21 protein-coding genes and 1 tRNA gene are annotated in these 23523 nt (G+C 35.6%); 5 read left to right on the top strand and 17 right to left on the bottom strand.

The features are described from left to right. Positions 1 to 12: 12 nt before the first annotated feature. The 5 genes from Q0X14_RS01545 to Q0X14_RS01525 all read left to right on the top strand — a co-directional run bounded on the left by Q0X14_RS01545 (position 13) and on the right by Q0X14_RS01525 (position 4594). Positions 13 to 399 (top strand): hypothetical protein, encoded by a 387-nt coding sequence (locus Q0X14_RS01545; protein ID WP_297841517.1) that lies wholly within the window; start codon positions 13 to 15, stop codon positions 397 to 399. A 29-nt stretch (positions 400 to 428) separates the two neighbouring features. Continuing rightward, a complete protein-coding gene (locus Q0X14_RS01540; protein ID WP_297841514.1) occupies positions 429 to 1085 on the top strand; it encodes an outer membrane beta-barrel protein in 657 nt (218 codons plus the stop codon). Positions 1086 to 1112: 27 nt separating this feature from the next. Further along, complete coding sequence (locus Q0X14_RS01535) at positions 1113 to 2144, top strand: OmpA family protein (protein WP_297841511.1); 1032 nt, start codon at positions 1113 to 1115, stop codon at positions 2142 to 2144. 177 nt (positions 2145 to 2321) lie between these two features. Beyond that, the gene (locus tag Q0X14_RS01530) at positions 2322 to 3650 is read left to right on the top strand and encodes a UDP-glucose/GDP-mannose dehydrogenase family protein (RefSeq protein ID WP_297841508.1); all 1329 of its coding nucleotides are present in this window, start codon (positions 2322 to 2324) and stop codon (positions 3648 to 3650) included. Beyond that, the gene (locus Q0X14_RS01525) at positions 3650 to 4594 is read left to right on the top strand and encodes a UDP-glucuronic acid decarboxylase family protein (RefSeq protein WP_297841505.1); all 945 of its coding nucleotides are present in this window, start codon (positions 3650 to 3652) and stop codon (positions 4592 to 4594) included. The genes Q0X14_RS01530 and Q0X14_RS01525 overlap by 1 nt, the downstream gene beginning before the upstream one ends. Before the next feature lie 125 nt (positions 4595 to 4719). On the opposite strand, the gene Q0X14_RS01520 is transcribed toward Q0X14_RS01525, so the two are convergent. The 17 genes from Q0X14_RS01520 to Q0X14_RS01440 all read right to left on the bottom strand — a co-directional run bounded on the left by Q0X14_RS01520 (position 4720) and on the right by Q0X14_RS01440 (position 23505). After that, the gene (locus Q0X14_RS01520) at positions 4720 to 5361 is read right to left on the bottom strand and encodes an HAD family hydrolase (RefSeq protein WP_297841500.1); all 642 of its coding nucleotides are present in this window, start codon (positions 5359 to 5361) and stop codon (positions 4720 to 4722) included. Next, a complete protein-coding gene (locus Q0X14_RS01515; protein ID WP_297841498.1) occupies positions 5354 to 6016 on the bottom strand; it encodes a CoA pyrophosphatase in 663 nt (220 codons plus the stop codon). Before Q0X14_RS01515 ends, Q0X14_RS01520 begins: the two co-directional genes overlap by 8 nt. Before the next feature lie 52 nt (positions 6017 to 6068). After that, positions 6069 to 6142: transfer RNA gene (locus tag Q0X14_RS01510), tRNA-Ile, on the bottom strand. Between the two features lie 114 nt (positions 6143 to 6256). Further along, positions 6257 to 9223, bottom strand: coding sequence for a FlgD immunoglobulin-like domain containing protein (locus tag Q0X14_RS01505; RefSeq protein ID WP_297841496.1), 2967 nt, complete (start codon positions 9221 to 9223; stop codon positions 6257 to 6259). An 83-nt stretch (positions 9224 to 9306) separates the two neighbouring features. Then, positions 9307 to 10653: a c-type cytochrome gene (locus Q0X14_RS01500; protein WP_297841493.1), complete on the bottom strand. Its 1347-nt coding sequence runs from the start codon at positions 10651 to 10653 to the stop codon at positions 9307 to 9309. Positions 10654 to 10677: 24 nt separating this feature from the next. Next, positions 10678 to 11541: a protoheme IX farnesyltransferase gene (locus Q0X14_RS01495; protein WP_297841491.1), complete on the bottom strand. Its 864-nt coding sequence runs from the start codon at positions 11539 to 11541 to the stop codon at positions 10678 to 10680. Further along, on the bottom strand, positions 11538 to 12206 hold the full coding sequence (gene coxB / locus Q0X14_RS01490; RefSeq protein WP_297841488.1) for a cytochrome c oxidase subunit II: 669 nt from the start codon (positions 12204 to 12206) through the stop codon (positions 11538 to 11540). The genes Q0X14_RS01495 and coxB overlap by 4 nt, the downstream gene beginning before the upstream one ends. Before the next feature lie 3 nt (positions 12207 to 12209). Further along, positions 12210 to 12515 carry a cytochrome C oxidase subunit IV family protein gene (locus tag Q0X14_RS01485; RefSeq protein ID WP_297841485.1) on the bottom strand — a complete coding sequence of 102 codons (306 nt, stop codon included), beginning with the start codon at positions 12513 to 12515 and terminating at the stop codon, positions 12210 to 12212. 17 nt (positions 12516 to 12532) lie between these two features. After that, positions 12533 to 13153 (bottom strand): cytochrome c oxidase subunit 3 family protein, encoded by a 621-nt coding sequence (locus Q0X14_RS01480; RefSeq protein ID WP_297841482.1) that lies wholly within the window; start codon positions 13151 to 13153, stop codon positions 12533 to 12535. After that, positions 13150 to 14808 carry a cbb3-type cytochrome c oxidase subunit I gene (locus Q0X14_RS01475; protein WP_297841479.1) on the bottom strand — a complete coding sequence of 553 codons (1659 nt, stop codon included), beginning with the start codon at positions 14806 to 14808 and terminating at the stop codon, positions 13150 to 13152. Before Q0X14_RS01475 ends, Q0X14_RS01480 begins: the two co-directional genes overlap by 4 nt. A gap of 7 nt (positions 14809 to 14815) precedes the next feature. After that, entirely contained in the window at positions 14816 to 15622 is an 807-nt protein-coding gene (locus Q0X14_RS01470) for an SCO family protein (protein ID WP_297841476.1), read from the bottom strand. Continuing rightward, on the bottom strand, positions 15619 to 16539 hold the full coding sequence (locus Q0X14_RS01465) for a cytochrome c (RefSeq protein WP_297841472.1): 921 nt from the start codon (positions 16537 to 16539) through the stop codon (positions 15619 to 15621). Before Q0X14_RS01465 ends, Q0X14_RS01470 begins: the two co-directional genes overlap by 4 nt. 19 nt (positions 16540 to 16558) lie before the next feature. Then, positions 16559 to 17749 (bottom strand): quinol:cytochrome C oxidoreductase, encoded by a 1191-nt coding sequence (locus Q0X14_RS01460; protein WP_297841469.1) that lies wholly within the window; start codon positions 17747 to 17749, stop codon positions 16559 to 16561. Next, positions 17736 to 18896, bottom strand: coding sequence for a quinol:electron acceptor oxidoreductase subunit ActD (locus Q0X14_RS01455; RefSeq protein WP_297841465.1), 1161 nt, complete (start codon positions 18894 to 18896; stop codon positions 17736 to 17738). The genes Q0X14_RS01460 and Q0X14_RS01455 overlap by 14 nt, the downstream gene beginning before the upstream one ends. Further along, positions 18889 to 20262 carry an NrfD/PsrC family molybdoenzyme membrane anchor subunit gene (nrfD, locus tag Q0X14_RS01450; protein WP_297841462.1) on the bottom strand — a complete coding sequence of 458 codons (1374 nt, stop codon included), beginning with the start codon at positions 20260 to 20262 and terminating at the stop codon, positions 18889 to 18891. Before nrfD ends, Q0X14_RS01455 begins: the two co-directional genes overlap by 8 nt. Continuing rightward, entirely contained in the window at positions 20262 to 23342 is a 3081-nt protein-coding gene (locus tag Q0X14_RS01445; protein ID WP_297841460.1) for a TAT-variant-translocated molybdopterin oxidoreductase, read from the bottom strand. The genes nrfD and Q0X14_RS01445 overlap by 1 nt, the downstream gene beginning before the upstream one ends. After that, positions 23335 to 23505, bottom strand: a complete 171-nt coding sequence (locus tag Q0X14_RS01440; protein ID WP_297841457.1) for a hypothetical protein — start codon at positions 23503 to 23505, stop codon at positions 23335 to 23337. Before Q0X14_RS01440 ends, Q0X14_RS01445 begins: the two co-directional genes overlap by 8 nt. Positions 23506 to 23523: the final 18 nt, after the last annotated feature.

The raw sequence follows: 23523 nt of genomic DNA, 5'->3' as shown, positions 1-23523 counted from the left end.
CCTTTCGTGTATATGAATTCCGTAGATGCTCAGCTTTACAGCAACGACGGATATAAGATGGGTCACTGGATTGAAAGTAACGGTGATGTGATTGCTGGTGGGATTAAAAAAACTTTTACTGCAGCATTAAGTTCAGAAATTAATCTATGGTATTTCAGAAAAGGAAAAACGGAAGATCCGGTTGAGCAATATCGCTCTCCTTATCCTGAATTCCTTTATGGCTCAAAGAGATATGAAAAAGGAATAGAGTTTAATATCAGTTACAGTCCGATTATACCCGTTTCGGTTATGCTTAACTATATATACACAGATATTTCCGATGATGAATCTTTCAGGACAACTCCATTCAAAATTGGCAAAAAAAATTCAATTATGCTTAAATTAAGTTATCAAATGTAGAAATTTTCCATCAACAAACAGAGAATAAAATGAAAAACTATTTCACGCTGGCTATGCTTCTCATTTTAATCTCTTCTTCATTTGCACAGTACAAACTGGGGAAGATGACTAATCCTCTATCATCAAAAACCGGGCTTGGTATTGAAGGTGGGGTTACATATACAAAATCAGATTTCAGAAATTCTGATGTGGATTATTTCATCAGACTTCTGGGCGATTATTATTTTTCTACTGAGGATGCTGCGATCTTCGGTATAACAGTCAACGGAGCTTTTGGATATGCCAGAAGTAACGGAAGACCTGCATACAGAGTTGCTTATCCACCTCTTGATGAATTCCGGACACAGTTGATAATGGCATCAGGTGGATTGAGTTTAACCCTGACATCATTAGATTTTGTGTATCCTTACGCAGCAGCAAGAGCCGGATGGATAAATTTCCAACCGAGAGATGTAGATGGAAATGATCTTGAAAGAAACAAACAGAATAAGTATAGCCCGAACGATTGGTTTGCACAGGGCGAAATTGGTTTGAAATTCCCCATAAGTGATTTTATGAGTTTTAATGTTGCCGGAGTAATGCATTACTTACCAACAGATAATCTTGATGATTCACCAAATTCGATTACAGGAGGAAGCGACAACGATATCTTTCTTCACTTTAACGGGTGGATTTCAATTCTATGATTGGTGGGGTAAAAGATACTGACGGCGATGGAGTACCGGATAAATACTGATATGTGTCCGGACACTCCGCCGGGAGTAATGGTGGACAATTTTGGTTGTCCGTTGGATGGTGATGGAGATGGGATACCGGATTATAAAGACAAATGTCCTAATACACCAAAAAATATTTCAGTCGGATTGGACGGATGCCCTTTGGATACAGACAATGATGGCGTGCCGGATTATCTGGATTTGTGTCCTAATACACCAGATGGAGTTGTAGTAGATAGCAGAGGTTGTCCACCGGATTCAGATGAGGATGGAGTGCCGGATTATATTGATTTATGTCCGAATACACCGGTAGGCACTGAAGTAAATCGTTTTGGTTGTCCTTTAGAAGAAAAAGTTACAGTTCCTCCGAAAGAAAAGACCGAGTTTGTATTAACAGGTGCTATAAATTTTGAAATTGGTAAAGCTAATCTTCTTCCGGCAGCTTTTGATGAATTAGATAAAATTGTAAAAGTTATGAAAGACTATCCCGAAACTAACTGGAAAATTGAAGGTCATACGGATAATACCGGTTCGTATCAATTAAATAAAAATCTTTCTTTGCAAAGAGCACAATCTGTTTTTGATTACCTTGTTAAATCTGGAATAAAGCCAGAGAGATTAAAAGTTTTTGGATATGGACCTGACTTCCCTGTTGCAGATAATTCAACAGAAACAGGCAGAGCTTTGAACAGAAGAGTAACTATTTCTCTTGATGATGGGAAAGGTACTCCGCAGAATATTAAAGAAAAGTTACCACTGAATTATGAATACAGATTTGATGTTGAAAGAAATGTTGGCGGAATGATTTTTACGGATGGATATAAGTATTGTATTCAGGCATCATCCTGGAGGAACAAATCGAAAGCAGAAAGTGAAGCCCAGAGATTAAAGTCGCAGGGTTATAATGCATTTGTAATTGAAGCAAATCTTCCGGAATTAGATGGAATATGGTACAGAGTAAGAGTAGGCTTTTATGATTCACTTGAAGAAGCACGCCAGGTTAAATCAAGAGTTGGAATAAAAAATTAAATAATCAGGTAAATAGAATCTGTCTGATTGTTTTCTTATGAACAGATTTTATTGATTTCCTGATTAAAAAGTCTGCTACATTTTATGTATATCACTAATTGTTAAGATAGTTTTATCTATTTTTGTTTTTAATTGATTCAGAATAAAATATAAATCTGAAAGGAGAAATTTTTCCAGATGAAACTTGCTGTAATCGGAACAGGTTATGTCGGACTGGTATCGGGAACCTGTTTTGCCGAAATGGGAAACAATGTAATTTGTGTTGATAATAATCCTGAAAAACTCAAAAAGCTGAATGCCGGACAAGTTACAATTTATGAACCCGGACTTGAATTATTATACCAGAGAAACTTTAATCAGAAACGATTAAGATTTACTAATGACCTAAAGGAAGCAGTAGATTTTGCTGAAGCAATATTCCTGTGTCTTCCCACTCCGCAAGGTGAAGATGGTTCAGCAGATTTAACTCATGTTATGGAAATCGCTTCTGAGATTGGTGATCTGTTAAAAGATAATTCGAACTATAAACTTATAGTAAACAAAAGTACAGTGCCGGTTGGTACTGTTGCAAAGGTTAAAGAAATTCTTTTTCAGAAAGGTGCAAAATCCTTTGATGTTGCAAGCAATCCTGAATTTCTCAGAGAAGGTTTTGCAGTAGATGATTTTATGAAACCTGACAGAATAGTTATTGGTGCTGAATCGGAAAAAGCATTTAAGTTATTACGCAGTTTATACGAACCGTTCGTAAGGCAAGGTAATCCTATAATTGAAATGGATATCCGAAGTGCAGAGGTGACTAAATATGCTGCAAATAGTTATCTTGCTACAAGAATAACATTTATGAATGAGCTTGCGAATTTCTGCGAGAAAGCCGGAGCAAATGTTGATTTGGTTAGAAAAGGAATGGGCAGTGATACAAGAATTGGTAAAAGATTTCTTTTCCCCGGTATTGGCTACGGCGGTTCTTGTTTCCCAAAAGATGTTAATGCTTTAATTAAAACTTCCCTCGATTTTGGCTCTGAGTTAACATTGCTAACTCTTGTAGATAAAATAAATAAAGAACAGCGTTTGAGATTTTTTAATAAAATTAAAAGGCATTTCAACAATAATATAAGAGGTAAAAAATTTGCTGTATGGGGATTGGCTTTTAAACCTAATACAGATGATATGAGAGAAGCACCGAGTGTGCCGGTTATTACCATGCTGCTAGAAAATGGAGCAAGTGTTAAAGCCTTTGATCCTGCAGCAATGGAAAACGCTAAATTCTATCTGAATGATAAGATTGAATATGCTGAAAATATGTATGATGCACTTACGGATGCTGACGCTTTATTGATATTTACTGAGTGGAATGAATTCAGGAATCCTGATTTTACAAAAGTTAAATCACTATTGAAAGAACCTTTGATATTTGACGGCAGAAATGTTTATGATCTCGATGACATGGAAGAACAAGGTTTTACTTATTACAGTATCGGAAGAAAAGCCATAAAGGGTAATAACTGATGAAGACTGCTGTTGTTACCGGCGGAGCAGGGTTTTTGGGTTCTCATCTTTGTGATCGCCTTATATCCGAAGGATTTAAAGTAATATGTATTGATAATTTTATCACGGGAAATCCGGATAATATAGCCCACCTTTTTGGCAATGATAACTTTCAATTTATTAAACACGATGTAACAAATTTTATTCATGTTCCCGGGAAAGTTGATTTCATTTTACATTTTGCTTCACCGGCAAGCCCAATTGATTACTTAAAGTTACCTATTCAGACATTAAAGGTTGGTTCGTTAGGAACACACAAAGCACTCGGGCTTGCAAAAGAGAAGAATGCAGTATTTCTGCTTGCATCAACATCAGAAGTTTACGGGGATCCGCTTATCCATCCACAGAATGAAGACTATTGGGGAAATGTAAATCCGGTTGGTCCGCGTGGAGTTTATGATGAAGCCAAACGATTTGCCGAATCTCTTACAATGGCATATAATCGTTATCACGGATTACAAACTAGAATTGTGAGGATTTTTAATACATACGGACCGAGAATGAGACTGAACGACGGACGGGTATTACCAACCTTTATCGGACAGGCACTCAGGGGTGAACCTCTTTCTATTTTTGGTGATGGGTCTCAGACACGAAGCTTCTGTTATGTAGATGACCTTATTGAAGGTATTTACAGGTTAATGTTATCTGATGAGATTTATCCGGTAAACATTGGTAATCCGGATGAAATAACTATACAGCAATTTGCAGAAGAGGTACTAAATTTAACCGGATCTAAAAGTAAAATTTCATATCATCCATTACCGGAAGATGATCCTAAGGTACGACAGCCAGACATTTCAAAAGCTAAGCAAATTTTGGGATGGGAACCAAAGGTTTCCAGAACCGAAGGCATTAAAAGAACGCTTGAATATTTCAAAAGATTAATTGAAAAGAAAGAATGAATGAATGGGAATGAATGAATGGGAATGAATGGATGAATGATTGAATTAATGGAAATGATGGATAGATTGATGAATGATAAGATATTTAATTTTTACGGGTTCGATTTATAAAATATGAAGTATTTTTAGATCAGGTTTTTTAATTCTCTGATATTGGAAAGAACAATATTGCCATTAGCCAATAGTCTCCTGGCTGACTGATGACCATTAGAGATAAGAACACAGTTTACATCCATTGCTTTTGCAACATCTGCATCGTGTAATGTATCTCCGATAAATAAAATTTCCTCTTTCCTAAAATTCAATTTCTTTCTAAGCTCAATACCTAAATGCTCTTTACTACCGGCATAGATGTTATCAAGTCCAGATATATTCTCAAAGTATTCAGATATCTGATAATGTTTGAGAATTTCCACTAAAGTATCATGTTTATATGCACTCAGCACTGATTGCCCTATTCCCATATTTTTTGCCAGCTCAAGTATCTCCCGTGCTCCATCGAATAAATTCATCTCATATTTTCGTTTCTCATATTCATCCATAAACAGCTTTCCCAATATCTCGAAGGAAGTTTTGCTAAAGTCAAAACCGGCGGTTTTATAATAATCAGATACAGGAAAAGTAAAAATATCACGATATCTTTCGTAGGTAATTTGGGATAAGTTATTTTGATTTAATAACTTATTAATAATATCTACACCTAATTGAACATCATTAAATAGTGTACCGTTCCAATCCCAAATGAGATATTTAATTGTTCTATTCACTTAATTTCCTTAATCTATTGACTAATTCAAAAATTAGTTCTGCTGTAATTCCCCATATAATTTCGTTCTCATACCTGTAAACCAGGACCCTGTGTTTTCCTTTTTTCCAGGGATTAGCATATCGCTCAGGTAATCCTAATGCCTTAACCGGGAGCAAATCAATTTTCTCACCATTTTCATCAACAATATACGGATGTAACTGCAACTGATTTTCATAAATTTCAGGTTCAGAATTGATAAAAAAATCTAATGGAACAAGGAATAATTTATCAACTTCTTTTTTATCATAATTAAGTTCTTCAAGGGATGATATATCCAATTTACAAACAAAGGTTTCAACGATAATCCCCATTGGAGTAACGAGAGTACCGAGCTTACCTAAGATTGTGATTTTATTTTTCTGAATGCCCAGCTCTTCTACTGTTTCTCTGATTGCAGTATCCATAAAATCAGAATCAAGAGTATTATCAAAGTGACCACCAGGAAAGCTTATTTCCCCAGGCTGGCGAACTGAAACCGATCGCTTCTCAAATAAAAGGTACTCTCTTCCTTCAGTCATTATAACCGGGATGAGCACTGCAGAGTTGAGATACCTGTCCTTACCAATTATAGTTGAAGTTTCAGAGAATATTTTGGGAATTAATTCGATGTACATGTTAATCTTGTATAAAAATAAAACCTCATCTTTGTTGATGAGGTTAATACTGTGGGCCCGGATGGGCTTGAACCACCGACCCTCTGATTATGAGTCAGATGCTCTAACCAACTGAGCTACGGGCCCAAATTTTAGTGCACAAAAATAGTGTAATAAACTTATCTAATCAAGAACTATCAATGGTTATCAGACATAAAAAAACCGGACATAAGTCCGGCTTTATAAAAGATTAAGTTAAAATTATTTGAGTAATATCATCTTTCTTACTTCAGAATATTTTGAGCCATCGACACCATCGGCAACTAATCTGTAAAAATATATACCACTTGTAACTTTCAGGTTTCTGTTGTTATCTGCATTCCAGGAGAATGTATGAGTACCAGCAGGTAAATTTGAACTGACAATATCTTTAACAACCTCACCTAAAAGATTATAAACCTGAAGTCTTACATTTGAACTAACCGGTAATGAAAACCTGATCGTTGTTGAAGGATTAAAAGGATTAGGATAGTTCTGATATAATGCAAATTGCTCTGGTACCAACGAATTTTTATCATTAACAGAAACTAATCCTCTTGTTCTTGCTAAACCTGTTAGTCCTTGCAATCCAACAGAGCCAATCAATGTTCCGGTACCAGTAGTTTTATCAATTGCAAAGAAATCAGATGTCTGTGTTAAAGTTCCTTTGATACCAAACATTTCTCCGGCATCATTGAATTCAATATTTACTGTATTAACATTAAAACCTGTTCTGCCAATGTGTGTTGTATCTCCTGTTGTAAGGTCAATTTTAACAATACGGTCTTTTATAGTTCCAATAACATTCCTTACTGATGCATATAAATCATTTGTGGTTGGATCAAAAGCGAATGATAATAATGTTGACTGAGCTTTTGTTACATACAGTGTGTCACCAGTCGGAATATCTATAGTGTAAATTTCGCCTGTTTTTTTAATGCCGTATAATGTACCAGATGTATCAAACGCAATTGAATATAAATCAGGAACAGTAATGCCGTATAATGTACCAGATGTATCAAACGCAATTGAATATAAATCAGGAACAGGTACATTAAAATATTGATAAGCATCTCCGGCTTCAGCGTTTATTCTTACTATATTAGATTCGAGTAAAGAAGGAACTCTAAGACCATAAGCAATACTGGTTTTTGGATTGATTGCAACATCAATTAAATCATTAAAGTTAGTAGCACCTATGTTCGAACCTGAGCCGTTGGTTTCGTCTACTAACACGAAATTTCCATTATTGTTTGAACCTGAAACCGCGTAAAACCTTCCATCAAGACCAGGATTGATTACAAATCCATTTCCTCTTAAGACAAAACCTGTAAATGAAGTCGAGTTATTTGTGACATAATAATACAGATTTGTGTCTGCCTGAACAGTTGGAGTAAACAGAAAACTAACAGTTAACGAATCGAATGTATTCAGAGTAATTGGAAAAGTGTGTGAAGATACTCTGTGAAAATCTCCTAATGAGTCAGGCATGCTATAAATTATCAAAGAAGAATCACCATAATTGGCAATTACTACATCCAAAGTATCACTGGCAAATCCTACTTCTACATCTCCAAAATTAAGTAGTGTAGATTGCACGAAAGGATAGATACCTGGATATGGCTTCATTCTGATTTTTGCTACTGTAGTTCCCCAGGTGTTTGTAGCAGCAGCGTGTTCTGGGAAGAGCCAGAATTCATAAGGATCAGCTGGGTCTAAAAATATTCCAAAGTAATCACCCCACCGGTTTCTACCGGAACCAAAATCTTTAACATAGTTTCCTAATCCGGGTGAAAGCAGGTAAGCTCCACTTAAGCCGGGCGGATCTGTAGCTCTTCTTGTTATGTAATATGAACCAATGTATTCGGTAAGACCTGAGCGTGAACAAGTTATAGCGATATTTCCATCCGGGTCGACAGCAAGGGTTGGATAAAAATACCAGTATCCATCAGCACCAAGCTCAGCACTTTCGGTAACCGTAGCAGAGTCTGCATTAACTTTTACATACTTAACGCTCGAGTAACTTGGATAAACTGAATTTCTGATAGAATGAGCAAAGTAAACATATCCATCTCTGAAAATCGGAGCTGTTTTAACATGGCTACCATTTACTTCGATTAATAAACTTCCACCGCCAAGTTGATTAGCATTTGGTGCACCACCATAAAAAGGTACAGTTATTCTAATTCCTTCAAGTGTTGGATTTGTTAATACATTACTCAATTTATAAAACGAGTAGTAATTACCACCACTCCTGGGTGCATGAACGAAGTAATGATAGTTTGAAGTTGAATAATGGAATGAAGGATGTACAACATCGGCATAAGAAGAACTACCCGGAATTGTAATTCCCCATAAATCAGTCCAGGATAAAGGACCACCATTAGCTGCATACAATTCAGTTTTTTTCAGAATTCTGATTTTATCATAAAGTTTTCCACCACCAAAGTTGAATTGTCTTGAATTTATATAAATTGCCTTATCATCAAAGCCGATCTGAGGATAATCACCCCAGGAATTTGTAACAGTGTTTCCATTAGTTCGCGCATCAAGTTTATAACCGTACCAATCACCTGTAGGATCATCGTCATCTGAAACAAAGATGATAAAATATGCTGTTTGAGTAGCATCAGTCTGATTATCCCAGAGCATAAACCACCTGCCTTCGTAGTGGTCATAAATTATCTGTGGGTCAAATGCCCCAGGACTTGGCAAAACTGGTGTGCACCATGCATCTGCATCAATTGACTTTAATAAAACACCATCTTTAGTCCAGATAGAAAATCTTGAGTTTACACAAGCAACAACATGATTTGGTCCGGTGGCAATTGTAGGATCAGGTGGAATTGAATTCGTCTGAGGAATACCATTAAACTTCTTTAGCAAAAGTGTATTATCTCCAATTCCATTAGTTCCACCAATAACAAATGGGTCTTCAACATAAGTTGGCTGAAAAACAGGATTCATTGATTCAAGAAGCATCGGTTCTGTTTCTGGTGATTCGGTATTCCTGTCTTTAATTAACCTGGGTTCAGTGTTGATAATAGGTGCATCTGGAAAACTGTTTGTTGAAACTAAAACTCCGGATGCAACATTCCCTACTGCAGGTCCCTGATATGAAATCTGTGGGAAAAGATATGTTGAGTTGAAAACAACGAGGGAAAGAATAATAGTAAATCTTTTAAGCATCTCTGTGCCTCATTTATTATTGATTAGCTGGTTATCTAAAACTAAAATAAAATAAGATTTCACTTATTTCAAGTGCTTTAGAATTATTTACCTTTTTGTTTCTGATATTCTTCAAGTAAATATTTGGCAACTGCTTCGGCTTCAGCAGGCTTTAAACCGGGATTTGGCATTGGGGGATATGCCGGGTCAACTTTAACTGGATTACGAATGAATGCTACAAGCTGAGCTTCTTTTCCAACATACTTAGGTAAAACATCAAAGTGTGCTGGACCAACAAGCTTCTGATCAAACTTATGACAAGCTGCACATCTAACCTGATATAACTCTGCGGCATTTATCTGAACTTCGGTTCCTGTTCCTCTTAATTCAGCAAGTATTTTTTCATATTCAGTGCTAAGAACCACTGAGTGATATTTAGTAGCGTTATTTACTGTAACCTGATCTTTAATAATCAGCGAAAGAATTGTAAATAAAAATGTAAAGAATAAATAAGGTACATAGTTGTATTGCTTTTTGTAATAAAGCAAATAAACAAAATTCAGAGAGAGGAATAAAAGGATTATTGCGATTGCTGAATATGCAAACATAGTACCTGATAAAAGTGAATCAGGTAAAAGACTAATACTTAGAAGAACAAGCACAGGCATAGGAAGTGAGAAATAAAGTGCATATCTGGATGAAATTCCTATTACAAAATCTTTATAGTCCTCTGATACTTTAAGCTCATCTTTTTTCCAGAATAAAAACAGGAATAACAGAGTTACACCAGTTAATGAAAATGATATGCATAGCCATATAAGAAAATTGATAAGAACCTTTGCTGAAAAAAGTGTAGCGAAAAAGCTGGTTGATTTCCATGCATCAAAATAGACTGCTGTAGTTAAAGCTCCGGTAAAGATCCACATACCAAAGAATAATAAAATCATTCCCAGTCTGACTGAATTATCAGAAAGCTTTGAGGTTTTAGAGTAATAACTTGTGAACTCTTCTTTGACAAAATCATCGGCGCTTTTTGTTTCAACCGCATCGAAAACTATTTTAAGTGCAAATGAAAGACGATAAACATAAATAAAAATCAATCCGGCAGAGACCAGAAGAAATGACAAAGCCAAATCACTGACCGTTGGGAATGTAGTGGTATGCAATAACTGAGCAAATATTAAAATTATCGTAATGAGAGGAATAATACCGAGTATTAAACCTATATAACTATTAACAGTAAGAAGTTGAATAGAATCCTTTGCAATTCTCAAGAAAGTTTTATCGCCGTTTTTATTAAACTTTTTCCTGAAGGTGTATGAAAGAAATGTTCCTCCGAATACCACAGAAATAAATGGAATAAACAAAAACAAAACCAGCATTAACATGTAATGCAATAATTGAATATGCTCTGCTGATTGTGGAAGAACTAATTTATCAAGAAACTCCATAGTTAATAACTCTCTCTTTATAGTTTACAAAATCAGTTTATCAATTGAAATTATTGAAACGACAAAAAGAACAAAAAAGTTAATGTTCCTGAATGCAAATCTTACTGAAGAATATTCTTCAGAATATTTCAAAAGCTTTAATGAATTTACTGTTAACAGAATAACAGAGAAGACAATGAGATATTTTACAATTTCAGTTTGAACCAACGCAACCATCGGAAGAAAAAGACTACTTATTGCGGTTGATATGATCCAGATAAAAGTAATTCTGGATAATTGGTCTTTTGAAAAGATACTTGTCAAAGTTGGCATTCCTGCCCTTTTGTAATCTTCATCGAGAACAAGCAGCAGTAACCAGAAATGCGGAATCTGCCAGATGAAGAAAAAGAAAGCAATCATAAGAATTTGTGGGCTAAGAAGATAACCACCAGCAGCTGTCCAACCGATAATTGGTGGAATTGCTCCAACCAAAGAACCAGGAATTATAGCAAGTGAGGATTTTCTTTTTAGCGGAGTATAAATACCGTTATACCAAATAAGATTAAGAATTCCGAACAATGTGCTTATAAAATTTCCACCGACAAATAATAAAACAATTCCGCTGAGAATTAGAAGAACAGAAATTTCCAATGCTTTCGCAGGAGAGATTTTGCCAGAAGGTAACGGACGATTTTTTGTTCTGGACATCAAAGCATCAGTGAAACGTTCCTGATAATGATTAAGCGCTGCACTCCCACAAGCAAGCAGCAAAACACCAAACAGAATCAATAAAAAGTTAAAGTCGAAAATATCCGTTGCAGCAATGTAACCAAAACCAGTAGTTACCATCACAAAAAATGTAATTCTGATTTTAGTTAGCTCAGCTAATATTTTTAATTTTTCCTTCACTTCAGTTCATTAACAGATTTATTTGAGACGGTATCGGAAGCCAGCACTTCTCCCGGATATTTAGCAGGAGAATTAAGCCATGCATTAAATTCATTTTCGGGAATAACATAAACCTTGTTATACATATATGAATGATTTAATCCGCAATACTCAGCACATGCTATATCGTAACTACCAACTTCTTTGGCATTAAACCAGGCAGTTCTTTTCTGATTTGGATAAACATCTTTTTTAATTCTGAACTTAGGAACATAAAAAGCATGATTCACATCAATTGAATGAAGATTCAACACCACATCTTTATTTAAAGGAACATAAAGAGTATCTGTTTGTTTACCATTTGGATATTTGAAACTCCATTTCCACATCTGTGCCTGAACATCAATGGTTAGGGCATTTTCCGGAATGCGGGATTGATCAAGATAACCAGTCCAGCCAAGCCAGAACATAATCAATACAAGAATAGTTGGTATAACTGTCCAGGTAACTTCCAGCGCTGTGTTGTGATGAACATTTGTAGCTTTCGGATTTCTTTTTCTGTTATACTTGATAACGAAATAAATCATAAGAACAGTTATCAGTACCAGAAAGAAAATCGAAACAACAAGCGTAAAGAAAAATGCTAAATCAGTACTTTGAGAAAAATTTGATACTCCATCAAACATATTTTAATTCCTTACTATAAAAGAATAATCTGTAAAAAGTAAAACAAATGAAATAATCAGGAATAACAGAGCAACTCCAACAAACACTCTGAATGTTTTACTTTCAGTTCTGAGATGCATGAAAATTGTTAAAACCAAATATGTTTTAACAGATGCAATCGTTAGCGCAGTTGCAACTGTAATTCTACCAAAGTTGATACCCGCAACTGCAACCGTGATTCCCGTTAAAGCCATTAGAGCAAGCCAAACGAGAACATAAACTCCATAACCGTGACTATGCTGAGAATGATTTTCTGAATGATTATCCATTTAGTGTTTCCTCAATATCAAGTTATCAAATAAAATAATGGGAACAAGAAAATCCAGATTATATCAACAAGATGCCAGTAAAGACCAGCGGATTCAAGCTTAACATAATTGTCGTGAGTTATAACATCTCTCATCGTGAACACAGTCATAAATGCAATTATGACTACTCCAATAACTACGTGTAATCCGTGCAAACCTGTCATAACATAATATAATCCGAAGAATAAAATTTCACCGGATGGTTTTGAGAGCAAAGTTTCAGAACCCGGATAAATGCCGTGATGAAATTTAGCTCCCCACTCAAAGTATTTATTTACCATAAATCCAAGTGCTAGTACAATTGTGAGAAGCTGAAATATTATTGATAAAGTTTTCTGCTTTCTCTGAATAGCTGCAATTGATAATGCCATTGTTAAAGAACTTGTAAGAAGTATTGCAGTGTTAAAAGTTCCTATTACCGTGTTTAATTCTTTTGCTGCAAGATGAAATTCTTCAGGATGAGTAAACCGGTAAACAGAATAAAGAATAAACATTCCACCAAAGAGTAACAATTCGGTGAAAAGGAACAACCACATTCCCATTCGGGAAGCTACATCATCTCTATGGATGTGAGCCGCTGCTGTATGTTGAACGCTCACTTTGCCTCCTGAGTTTGTAAAACTAATTCGTTGTCTTTGTATTGATAAGGTGATTCAGTTACAACCGGAATATCAATAAAGTTTTCATGTACCGGAGGAGTTGCGATCTGCCACTCAAGAGTTTCGCCTCCCCAAACATTTTTCTCAGTAACCTTAGCACCCTTAAACAAGGCGTATATGAAATTACCAAACATTAGGAAAACTGCAGGCACAAGTATCCATGAACCGATAGTTGAAATAACATGATAAATCTGATATTCGGGCAGATAATCATAATATCTTCTTGGCATTCCCAACCATCCCATTATAAACATCGGGAAGTATAATGTGTTAAATCCGACAAACATTGCCCAGAAAACTCTTTTTGCAAGTTTAATATTATACATTTTACCAAACATCTTAGGAAACCAGTAATGAAGCGCTGCAAAGAATCCGAATCCGGTTCCACCAAACATTACATAATGAAAGTGAGCAACAATGAATGAAGTATCGTGAACCTGAACATCAACTGAAAGCACGCCTTGCATTACTCCGGTTAAACCACCAATTGAAAATTGGAAAATAAAAGCAAGCACATATAACATTGGTGGCTGCAAATCAATTGAACCTTTATAAAGAGTTGCAACCCAATTGAAAACTTTAATTGCGCTGGGAATTGCAACAATCATTGTGAGCAATGAAAAAATTAACTGACCAGTGTCACTCATTCCGGCAGTAAACATATGATGAGCCCATACAAGTGAACCGAATAGAGCTATTGCAATACTTGACATTGCGATAAATCTGTAACCAAAGATAGTTCTGTGAGCAAATACAGGAATAATTTCAGAGACAACACCCATCGCAGGAAGAATCATAATGTAAACTGCGGGATGAGAGTAAATCCAGAACAAGTGTTGATAAAGAACCGGATCACCACCAAGTGCAGGATCAAATAATCCAACACCAAATACTCTTTCAATCGCAACAAGTAGTAAAGTAATTCCGATAATTGGTGTAGCAAGAATCTGAACCCAGGCAGTAGCATAAAGAGACCAAACAGAAAGTGGCATTTTAAACCAATCCATTCCCGGAGCTCTCATTCTATGAACTGTTGTAACAAAATTTAACCCTGTCAGGATTGATGAAAATCCAAGTATGAATGCAGCAAATAATGCCGGTATTACATTGGTGTTAGTTCTAACGCTATAAGGAATATAAAATGTCCAACCAGTATCTGCTGGTCCGCCAGGGAGAAGAATTGAAAGAATAGCTAATAAACCACCAATAGCGTAGAGATACCAGGAAAGAAGATTAAGTCTTGGGAAAGCAACATCTCTTGCACCAATCAGAATTGGCAGAAAGAAATTACCAAAAACTGCTGGCAAACCCGGAACCACAAAAAGAAATATCATTATCACTCCGTGCAGAGTGAAAATGGAATTATAAGTTTGTGGGTCCATTATTGTTCTGCCTGGTGTAAGTAATTCAAGTCTCATCAGGAAACCGAATGTAACACCAACAATAAGAAAAACAGAAAGTGAAATAAGATAAAGTAATCCGATGCGTTTATGGTCGGTTGAAAGTAACCAACCTAAAATGCCTGTGTGTTTACCCTTATATTCCAGGTAACTTACATCATTTCCATTATTGCTTAAAATATTTTCATTACTCATAAATTAACTACCTCGAATTAGAATTAACATTAACTTTCTTTGGTTTGAATTTAATATAAAGCAGAAAAATTCCTACAAAGAATAAAATCAATACACCGAATATTCTTGTAAGATTAAGAACATAAGTTCTGCTTTCAGGTTTATATGAAAAACAAAATTGTAAAACCTTAGCAATTGTTGGAGCTGTTTTGCTTTCAGATGTTTCAAGTATCGCCATCTTGAAATCGAAAGGAAGAATTCCAAAACCACTTCTTTCGGAAAAGCTTGGGAATAAGTAACGACAAACTTTTCCGTTTTTATCTACGAATATGAATGTGCCAGCGTGGCGAAAATCTTTCCCTTCCCTTTTGAAAAAGAATCCTGCTTTATCACTTACAGCTCTTATACTTGCCGAATCGCCGGTTAAAAATTTCCAGCTTTCAGGAGGAATATTTTTATCAAGCGTTTTGAGAAATACTTCTTTTCTTTTTAATGCCTGTTGTGGAGTTTCAAGTTCATCCATACTGATTGTTACTACATTGTAATCAACTCCGGGTACCAAATCAGATTTATTGATGATATCCGCAAGCTCCATCATCAAAGGGCTGCAAATTCCCGGACATTCATAATAAACAAATGCAAGAACTGTGGGTTTAGTAAAAAGTTCTCTCAAAGAAAACTCTTTACCATATTCATCCACAAATTTTGTATCAAGTGGAAGATAAGCGCCTAACTGTTCTTCAACTCCAACTTCTAGCTTTTGCCCCGGATTACTTGCAAAAGTAATCTGAATAAAAAGCAGAGCAATCAGATATGTAAAAAAGGTTTTTATCATAACACGCTAACAATCATCTTATATAAGTCTGACCATTCCTGATCTGAAAGATTAAAAACATTTCCGTTGAAACCGTTTTGATTTACATTATTAATAACAATTTTTTTAAAATTCTGTTCACTGTTAATGTTGTTAAAATTTTTGACCAAGAACATTAAAGCAACACTTCTATTGCTTGTAACTCTAAAGAAGAAATTTTTATTCTGAGAGCTTTCAATCTTTGATAGAGCAGATTGAACCTTATTAAGATTCTGTTCATTCTCCTGAGTAATTATTGTTTTCGCAACTGCAACGGGAATCTGTGCTGGAATCTCCTGACCAGCAGAAAGATTATAAGTTGCATCCAGTGCATCAAGATCTGCCTGAGTATCTTCAGGTGGATTAGGAACAAAGTTAGTTCTGATGTAGTGAGCTAAAGCAAATTTCTGTTCAGGCAATAAGTAATCATAAGACACCATCGCACTGCCTGGTATTCCTTCTTGCAGAGTTGTATAAATCTGGCTTAACTTCGGACCATTCTTCCATCCATCTGCTGAAGTAAAATTTCTTGGTGCAGGATTTAATCCAGCAGATGCAGGACCACCACCAGCGCCTGTTTCTCCGTGACAGGATGCACAATTTGATTTATATAAAGTCTCACCTTCACTAAGTAACTGAGGAGTTGCATTTTTTATTTCGGCTAAATTAACAGGAGGAACAACTTTAGCTTCACGCATTTGTAAATCCGATACAACTACTGTGTCTCTTAAAACAGGTGGAACTTTTTGTCGTGTTAAAAATTCAAGTTTAGATACGAAATAAAGTCCGATGAGAACACCCACAATCAGAAAGTAAGGAAAAACTAATCCGAATATTGTTCCAGGACTATTTTTTATTTCATCTACTTTTTCTTTTATCTGTTCAAAAAACTCTTTCATAATTTTCCTTTATTAAGAATTAAAGATGAAAGTTAATTCCCTTTTTAAGTTTAGGATCACCAACAGGAATTAAATTTTCCTTTTTCGAAATAAAATTAAAAACCGTTAAAACTATACCAATACCTAAAATCGGAAACACGAGATCAATCCAACTAAATACATATCCTTTTTTTAGTGGTTGCATATTTGGCATAATTAACCAAAACAAATCAAATAAATGAGCAAAAAGTAACCAAACAGAAATAAACTTTAACCTTTTTGGATCCATCTTTGCCGGCTGAGAAAGAAGCATAGCATAAGGAACTACAAAATGAATAACAATTAGAAGCAATGAGAATATTACCCAACTGCCCTCCCATCTTGTAAGATACCAAAATGTTTCTTCGGGTAAATCAGCATACCAGATAAGCATAAACTGACTGAAAGCAATGTATGCCCAGAAGTTTACGAAAGCAAAAAGTAAAGCACCAAAACTGTAAAGATGGTCATCGGTTATCCAGGGATTGAAATATCCTTTTTCTTTCAACACAACAACAACCAGAGTAACGGCAGCTAATGCAGCTATAACAGTTCCAGAGAAATAATAGACTCCGAATATTGTTGAAAACCAATGTGGTTCAAGACTCATCAACCAATCAACAGCAGTGAATGTAATTGTAATTGCAAACAAAGGAATGAACGCAGCTGAAAATCTGATGTTCTTTGTTGTTAAAGTCTGATCTTTAGTTGTATCCTGCTTTTTCGAATTTCTTTGAAGAATAAAATAGAACAAAACCCAGATTGCAATGAATACTAAAGTTCTTATCACAAAGAAAGAAGTGTTGAGATAAGGTGCTTTTCCCTGAAGAATTTTGTCTTCTTTAACTGCTTCTTCGTGTGCCCAATGAAACAAATCGTGATTAAGAAATAACAATGGAATTACAAGAATAAAAAGCAAAGGAAGAAGTCCTGCAAAAAACTCAGGAATTCTTCTAAATGGAGTACTCCAATCAGCACCTGCAACATATTCCAAAGCTATCAGGAATAGAGAGCCAAGCGCAATGCTGACAATCATCATATAGACAACTAAATAATTAAATGCAGCTCTTGTCTGATCAACAAAAAATGAGGCAACTGCCAGAATTAGTCCGACAACAAGAAAAATTAAACCGAATTTAGAAAAACCGGCTGGTAAATCTTTTCTTTGATAATTAAAATCAGTTTGATGCATTGTTTCCGGTCTCCTTATTAACAACTCGTAAATCAGAGCTTTTAGCGTTTTTAGCTCTCTGTAATACTCTGATATAATTTACAATTGCCCACCTCTCTTCTCTTGTAATCTGAGAAGCATAAGAAGGCATTACATTTTGTCCGTTTGTAATGATGTGATAAATCATTCCATCACTAAATTCCCTTGCCCTTGTCGAATGTAATGATGGTGGATTTGGAAATTGTCCGCGTAAACGACTATCGCCATCTCCGTAATTTCCGTGACAAGGACTACAGAATGTTAAATACTTCTGTTCACCTAACTTTAAATTATCTTTTGTTGGCAAGTAAGGATTCTGCAAAACTTCCGGAGGATTATTCTGACCCATATATGGATAAGGTAAAAATCCTCTTGCTACTGTTCCCTGAACAGGGGTTCTCATTCCAAATCCATCTGCAAAAAGTGTTGACGGCTTCTGAGGATTTAATTTCGGTTGCTCCATCATCCAGGTAAATGGTTGCATGTAGAGAAGTTTATTCAACGCAAAATATGTTACACCTGAAGTTACCACAGCTATGATAATTAAAAATGTAACAAACTTAGGTTCAAGCACAGGATAGGTTTCTTTTTCAGGATAATAAATTTCTTCAATACTAATTGGCTTAAGTGAGTTCAGAAATTCACGAACTTTTACTTCATCGAAAAGTTTATCCTTTGCTTCTATTACCAAACCATAGTGGTCACACGAAACTTTTTTCATATAATCAGTATCGTGCAATGGATGATCATTTTCAGGAAATCTGAAAAAGAATGTAATCATTCCAATTACTGTTGCAAGCGTAGCGAGCAAAACTGTTACTTCAAATGTAATTGGAATAAATGCAGGAAGAGCAAAAAATGGTTTACCACCTATAATCATCGGATAATCAATTGACATCGTCCAATACATAAGCAACAGTGCAAGTGCTGAACCTGTTATTCCAAAGACAAGTGTAATAAATCCAAGTTTGGATGGTTTCAATTTCATTGCCCGTTCAATGCCATGAACAGGATAAGGAGAATGAATATCATATTTATGATACCCTGCTGCAGCAGTTTTCTTTGCAACTTCAATTATCTCATCAGGAGTTTTGAATAATGCAGCAAGTCCAAATAATTTTTTATTCATGATGACCTCCGCGATGAGTTGGTTGCGCACCGTCAGCAACAGCTTTTACTTCGGATATAGAAACTACAGGTAATGATTTTGTGAATAAGATTACCAAAGTGAAGAACAAACCAAAACTTCCTAATAAAATTCCCATATCAAAAAAAGTTGGTTTATAGTAAGCCCAGCTTGATGGTAGAAAATCTCTGTGCAATGAAGTAACAGTAATTACAAATCTTTCAAACCACATTCCTACATTTACGAGGATAACAATTACCATCATTACCGGAATTGATCTTCTGAATTTTCTGAACCAGAATAACTGAGGAAATATTACATTACAACTAACCATTATCCAATAAGCCCAGGCATAAGGTCCAAATGCTCTGTTTATGAATACAAACTGCTCTGCCTGAACACCACTATACCACGCAATGAAAAACTCCATTCCATAAGCATAACCAACCATCATACCTGTTGCGAGAATAACTTTATTCATTCTCTCCAGATGGTCCATTGTAATGATGTTCTCGAGATTAAAAATCTTTCTTACAAAAACAAGCACCGTAACTACCATCGCAAAACCTGAGAATATAGCTCCGGCAACGAAGTATGGTGGGAAAATTGTTGTATGCCAGCCAGGCAAAATTGAAACTGCAAAGTCGAAACTAACTATTGTATGAACTGAAAGAACAAGTGGAGTTGCAAATCCTGCAAGTAACATATAAGCTTTTTCATAATGCTGCCAGTGTCGTGAAGAATGTCTCCATCCTAAACTGAATATAGAGTAAATAGTTTTCTTAAGTTTTGAAGTTGTTCTGTCTCTGAGTGTTGCAAAGTCAGGAATTAAACCAATGTACCAGAAAACCAAAGAAACTGTAAAGTAAGTTGAAACTGCAAACACATCCCACAATAATGGTGATGTAAAGTTAACCCATAAGCTGTGTTGATTAGGATAAGGCAAAAGATAACCTGCTAACCAAGGTCTTCCTGTATGAATAATCGGGAAAATTCCTGCGCACATTACTGCAAAGATTGTCATTGCTTCTGCGAAGCGAGCAATACCTGTACGCCATTTCTGTCTAAGCAAGAACAGAATAGCGGATATCAGTGTACCGGCGTGACCAATTCCAACCCAAAACACAAAATTCACAATTGGTACTGCCCAACCAACAGGTTGATTATTACCCCAGAGACCAATACCATAATAAAAACTTATTCCGAGACAAATTGCTCCAAGCAGCAAAAGAGAACCTGATATAGAAAGTGCAATGAAATATTTTCTATCTGGCCTTGTATCCAGTGGTTTTGCAACTAACTCTTCTATTTGAGCGAGAGTAAGTCGTCCTGCAACTGCCGGAGCTTCCTGTGAGTAGTCAATATTCACTATAATTCCTCCGTATGAATATTTCTAAGTTTGGCAATGTATGTAACATTTGGTCGAACATTTAATTCTTCAAGTACATAATAACCAAGTTCATGCGTTCTGTATTTATAAAACTCAGAATCTTTTCCGTTAATATCTCCGAAATGAATTGCATTTGTCGGGCAAGCTTCCTGACAAGCTGTTTTGACATCTGTTCCTTTAATTGGAACTCCTTTTCTTGTCGCCTCAGATCTTGCTTCTTCAATTCTTTGTACGCAGAATGTACATTTCTCCATTACTCCACGAGAACGAACAGTTACTTCAGGATTAAACATCAAAGTGAATATCGAACTTTCCTGATAACCATCCCTGAAATGATCTCTAAAGTTGAAGAAGTTAAATCTTCTGACTTTATATGGACAGTTGTTTGAACAATACCTTGTTCCGACACATCTGTTGTAAACCATTTGATTAAGTCCGTCCGGACTGTGTGTGGTTGCAACAACAGGACAAACATTTTCGCAAGGTGCCTGATCGCAATGCTGACAAAGCATTGGCTGTACACTTACACGAGGATCATCAGGTGAACCGGAATAGTATCTGTCAATTCTTAACCATTGCATTTCCCTGCTCTTAAGAACCTGATCCTTTCCTACGACTGGAACATTGTTTTCAACATTACAAGCAACTATACAATCGCCACAACCAAGACATTTATTTAAATCAATTGCCATTCCCCATTTCATTTCGTTGTATTGAAATGGAGTATAAACACTTTCTAATTCTTTTGGTCTGTGTTCCTGAATGAAATCAGGTTTCTTCTCGTAAAGAGCAACCGTTCCTTCCTGAATGATATGCCTTTTGAGATGTAAATCTTGTGTCCTTGGATCGTCAAATGCGTGATGTTCCTGAGTTGATGCAAGAGAATATTTACCACCTGCTTTTGTAACTGAAACATTTGTGTAAATCCAATTGCTTATATCCGGTTGAGACGAAAGCAATAGATTTGCATTGAAACCAACTCCTGAAGCTACTATTCCTGAATATTCTCTACCATAACCAAGTTCTACTGTTACAGTATCATCAGCATTACCTGCCTGAATAAAAACCGGCAGAGTTAATTTTCTGTTTCCAACATTTATTTCAATCAAATCATCATTCTGCACACCTAATGCTTTAGCTGTATTATGTGAAATAGCTGCATAATTATCCCATGTAATTTTGGAAACCGGATGAGGCAATTCCTGAAGCCAACCATTGTTTGCAAAACGACCATCGCCAACCTGATAGCTTTCTCTTAAAACTAAAGTTATACCCTCTGAAGAGTATTTTAGTTCAGCAGGATTTATTAAGGCAGAATTTATTTTACCATAACTTTGCGCTGTTTCATTGGTCAATGCAAAACCATCGTGTAAAGCACCGAACCAAAGTTGTTTGAAATCTAACTTGGATTTTAAAGTCGGATAAATATTTGTTTCCCAATTATTCATCAGATAATCGTGATATAAAGTCTCTGAGTAGGAATCAGGACTTGTACTTATCCAGGTAAGTAGTATTGATTCTTTCTGTCTTGTATTATGTAAAGGTGCAATTACAGGTTGTTGAAGTGATATAACTCCTGTTCTCGTTTTAGCATCTCCCCAACTTTCAAAATTATGATTGATAGGAAGAACATAGTTACTGTACTGGGCAGTCTCATTCATCCTTTCAGTAAGTGTTACAACGGTTGGAACTTTAGTAAGTAATCCTTTGTAATTCAAATCATTCGGGAAATGATAAACAGGATTGCTGTCAAGATGAATTATAGCTGCAACCTGTCCGTTTTTCATCTTATTGGTTAATTCTTTAATCTCATTAAGTGAGGATAAATTTATCAGATTGATGGATGAACTATCAGTTCTGTATAGAGCATTGTTCCCTAACAAGTCATTTAGAATGTTAACTGCGATGTGAACATTTTCTGGCAACAAATCACCGGCGTGAACTATTGCTTTGCCTTTGTTATCAATTAAGTCATTAACAAGATGATTTACTTTTTCTTTATCTAGATTATTCTTCTGAACAAATTCCTCTAAACTATAATTTGCAGTAACAGAAGCTGAAATTGCGCCTCTTCTTTTTAACTCATTTATTAAGCTCATCAAAAATGCAAACTGAAGCTCAGGTTTAAGTCGCATTCTATAATCAGCATTCATACCTGTGAGAGTCATTGAACTTTCAACCACATATAATCTGTTGAAAGATTTATTGCTAACATCTCTTCCTTCGGCAAACAATCTGGAATTTTCAACTCTGTTTCCTTCAACACCAAGAAAATCTGATTCAAGAGCAACAATAACTTTTGCTTCATTCCATTTAATTAGTGGAAAGTTCCCGCTTCCATAACAAGTGAGCCATGCAGAATTTCTGTTTGAGTTATTAAATAACTCGTAGCTATAAATTTTTGTGGATGGGAATTTAGCTTTAAAGTCGTCAAGAACTTTTAATAATGTAGGCGAAGTGACTGTATGAGTAATAACAGCAATTTCTTTACTTCCAGCCATACTTAATGCAGCGATTATATCACTATCAACTTTTTTCCATTCAACATTATCAAATCCTGTTGATGATTTTTTTAATGGCTGCTGAAGTCTTTCAGGATCATAAAGATTTAAAATATTTGCCTGTCCTTTCGAACAAATCTTTCCCTGATTTACCGGATGCTCAGGATTTCCATCAACTTTAATTGGTCTTCCTTCTCTTGTTTTGATAAGAATTCCACAAGAGTTTGCACACGCTTTGCAAGTTGAAGCATAATAATTTGGTCTGCCAATGATAATTTCTTCCGGTTTTACATTGTAAGGAACAATTTCCCCTTTATCTCTGTAATCGCTGCAGGCAACTCCGGCAAGAGCTGCAGAAGCACCGAGAAGAGCTAAAAATTTTCTTCTGGAAATTCCTGACAGGTTTTCGTTCGGATCAAAATCATCTGTTACACCTTCAGCAAATTCGTGATGTCTTGCCTCTAAAGTTTTTTCGTTTCTGTAAAGTTCCTCAAAACTTCTCCAGTAATTTGGATCAGGATTATCCTGTGTTGTTTGATCTTCTCTGATATCAGACATTCTTTTCACCTACTTTTTTCCTGCTGACTGCTAATGGATTAATTTTTACTTCAACTTTTTTTGAATTGAAATTTCTTTTAGCTGAAGTAAACGGAATATATTTGAATAGAGCAATTCCGGCTGCTGCGAGTGAAGCCGAAAGGAAAAATTTTTTTCTGTCCATTTTATTTTTTCCCTGATT

The sequence above is a fragment of the Ignavibacterium sp. genome (genome assembly GCF_025998815.1).
Classification (GTDB): domain Bacteria; phylum Bacteroidota; class Ignavibacteria; order Ignavibacteriales; family Ignavibacteriaceae; genus Ignavibacterium.
This window is presented reverse-complemented; position numbering and strand designations above follow the sequence as displayed.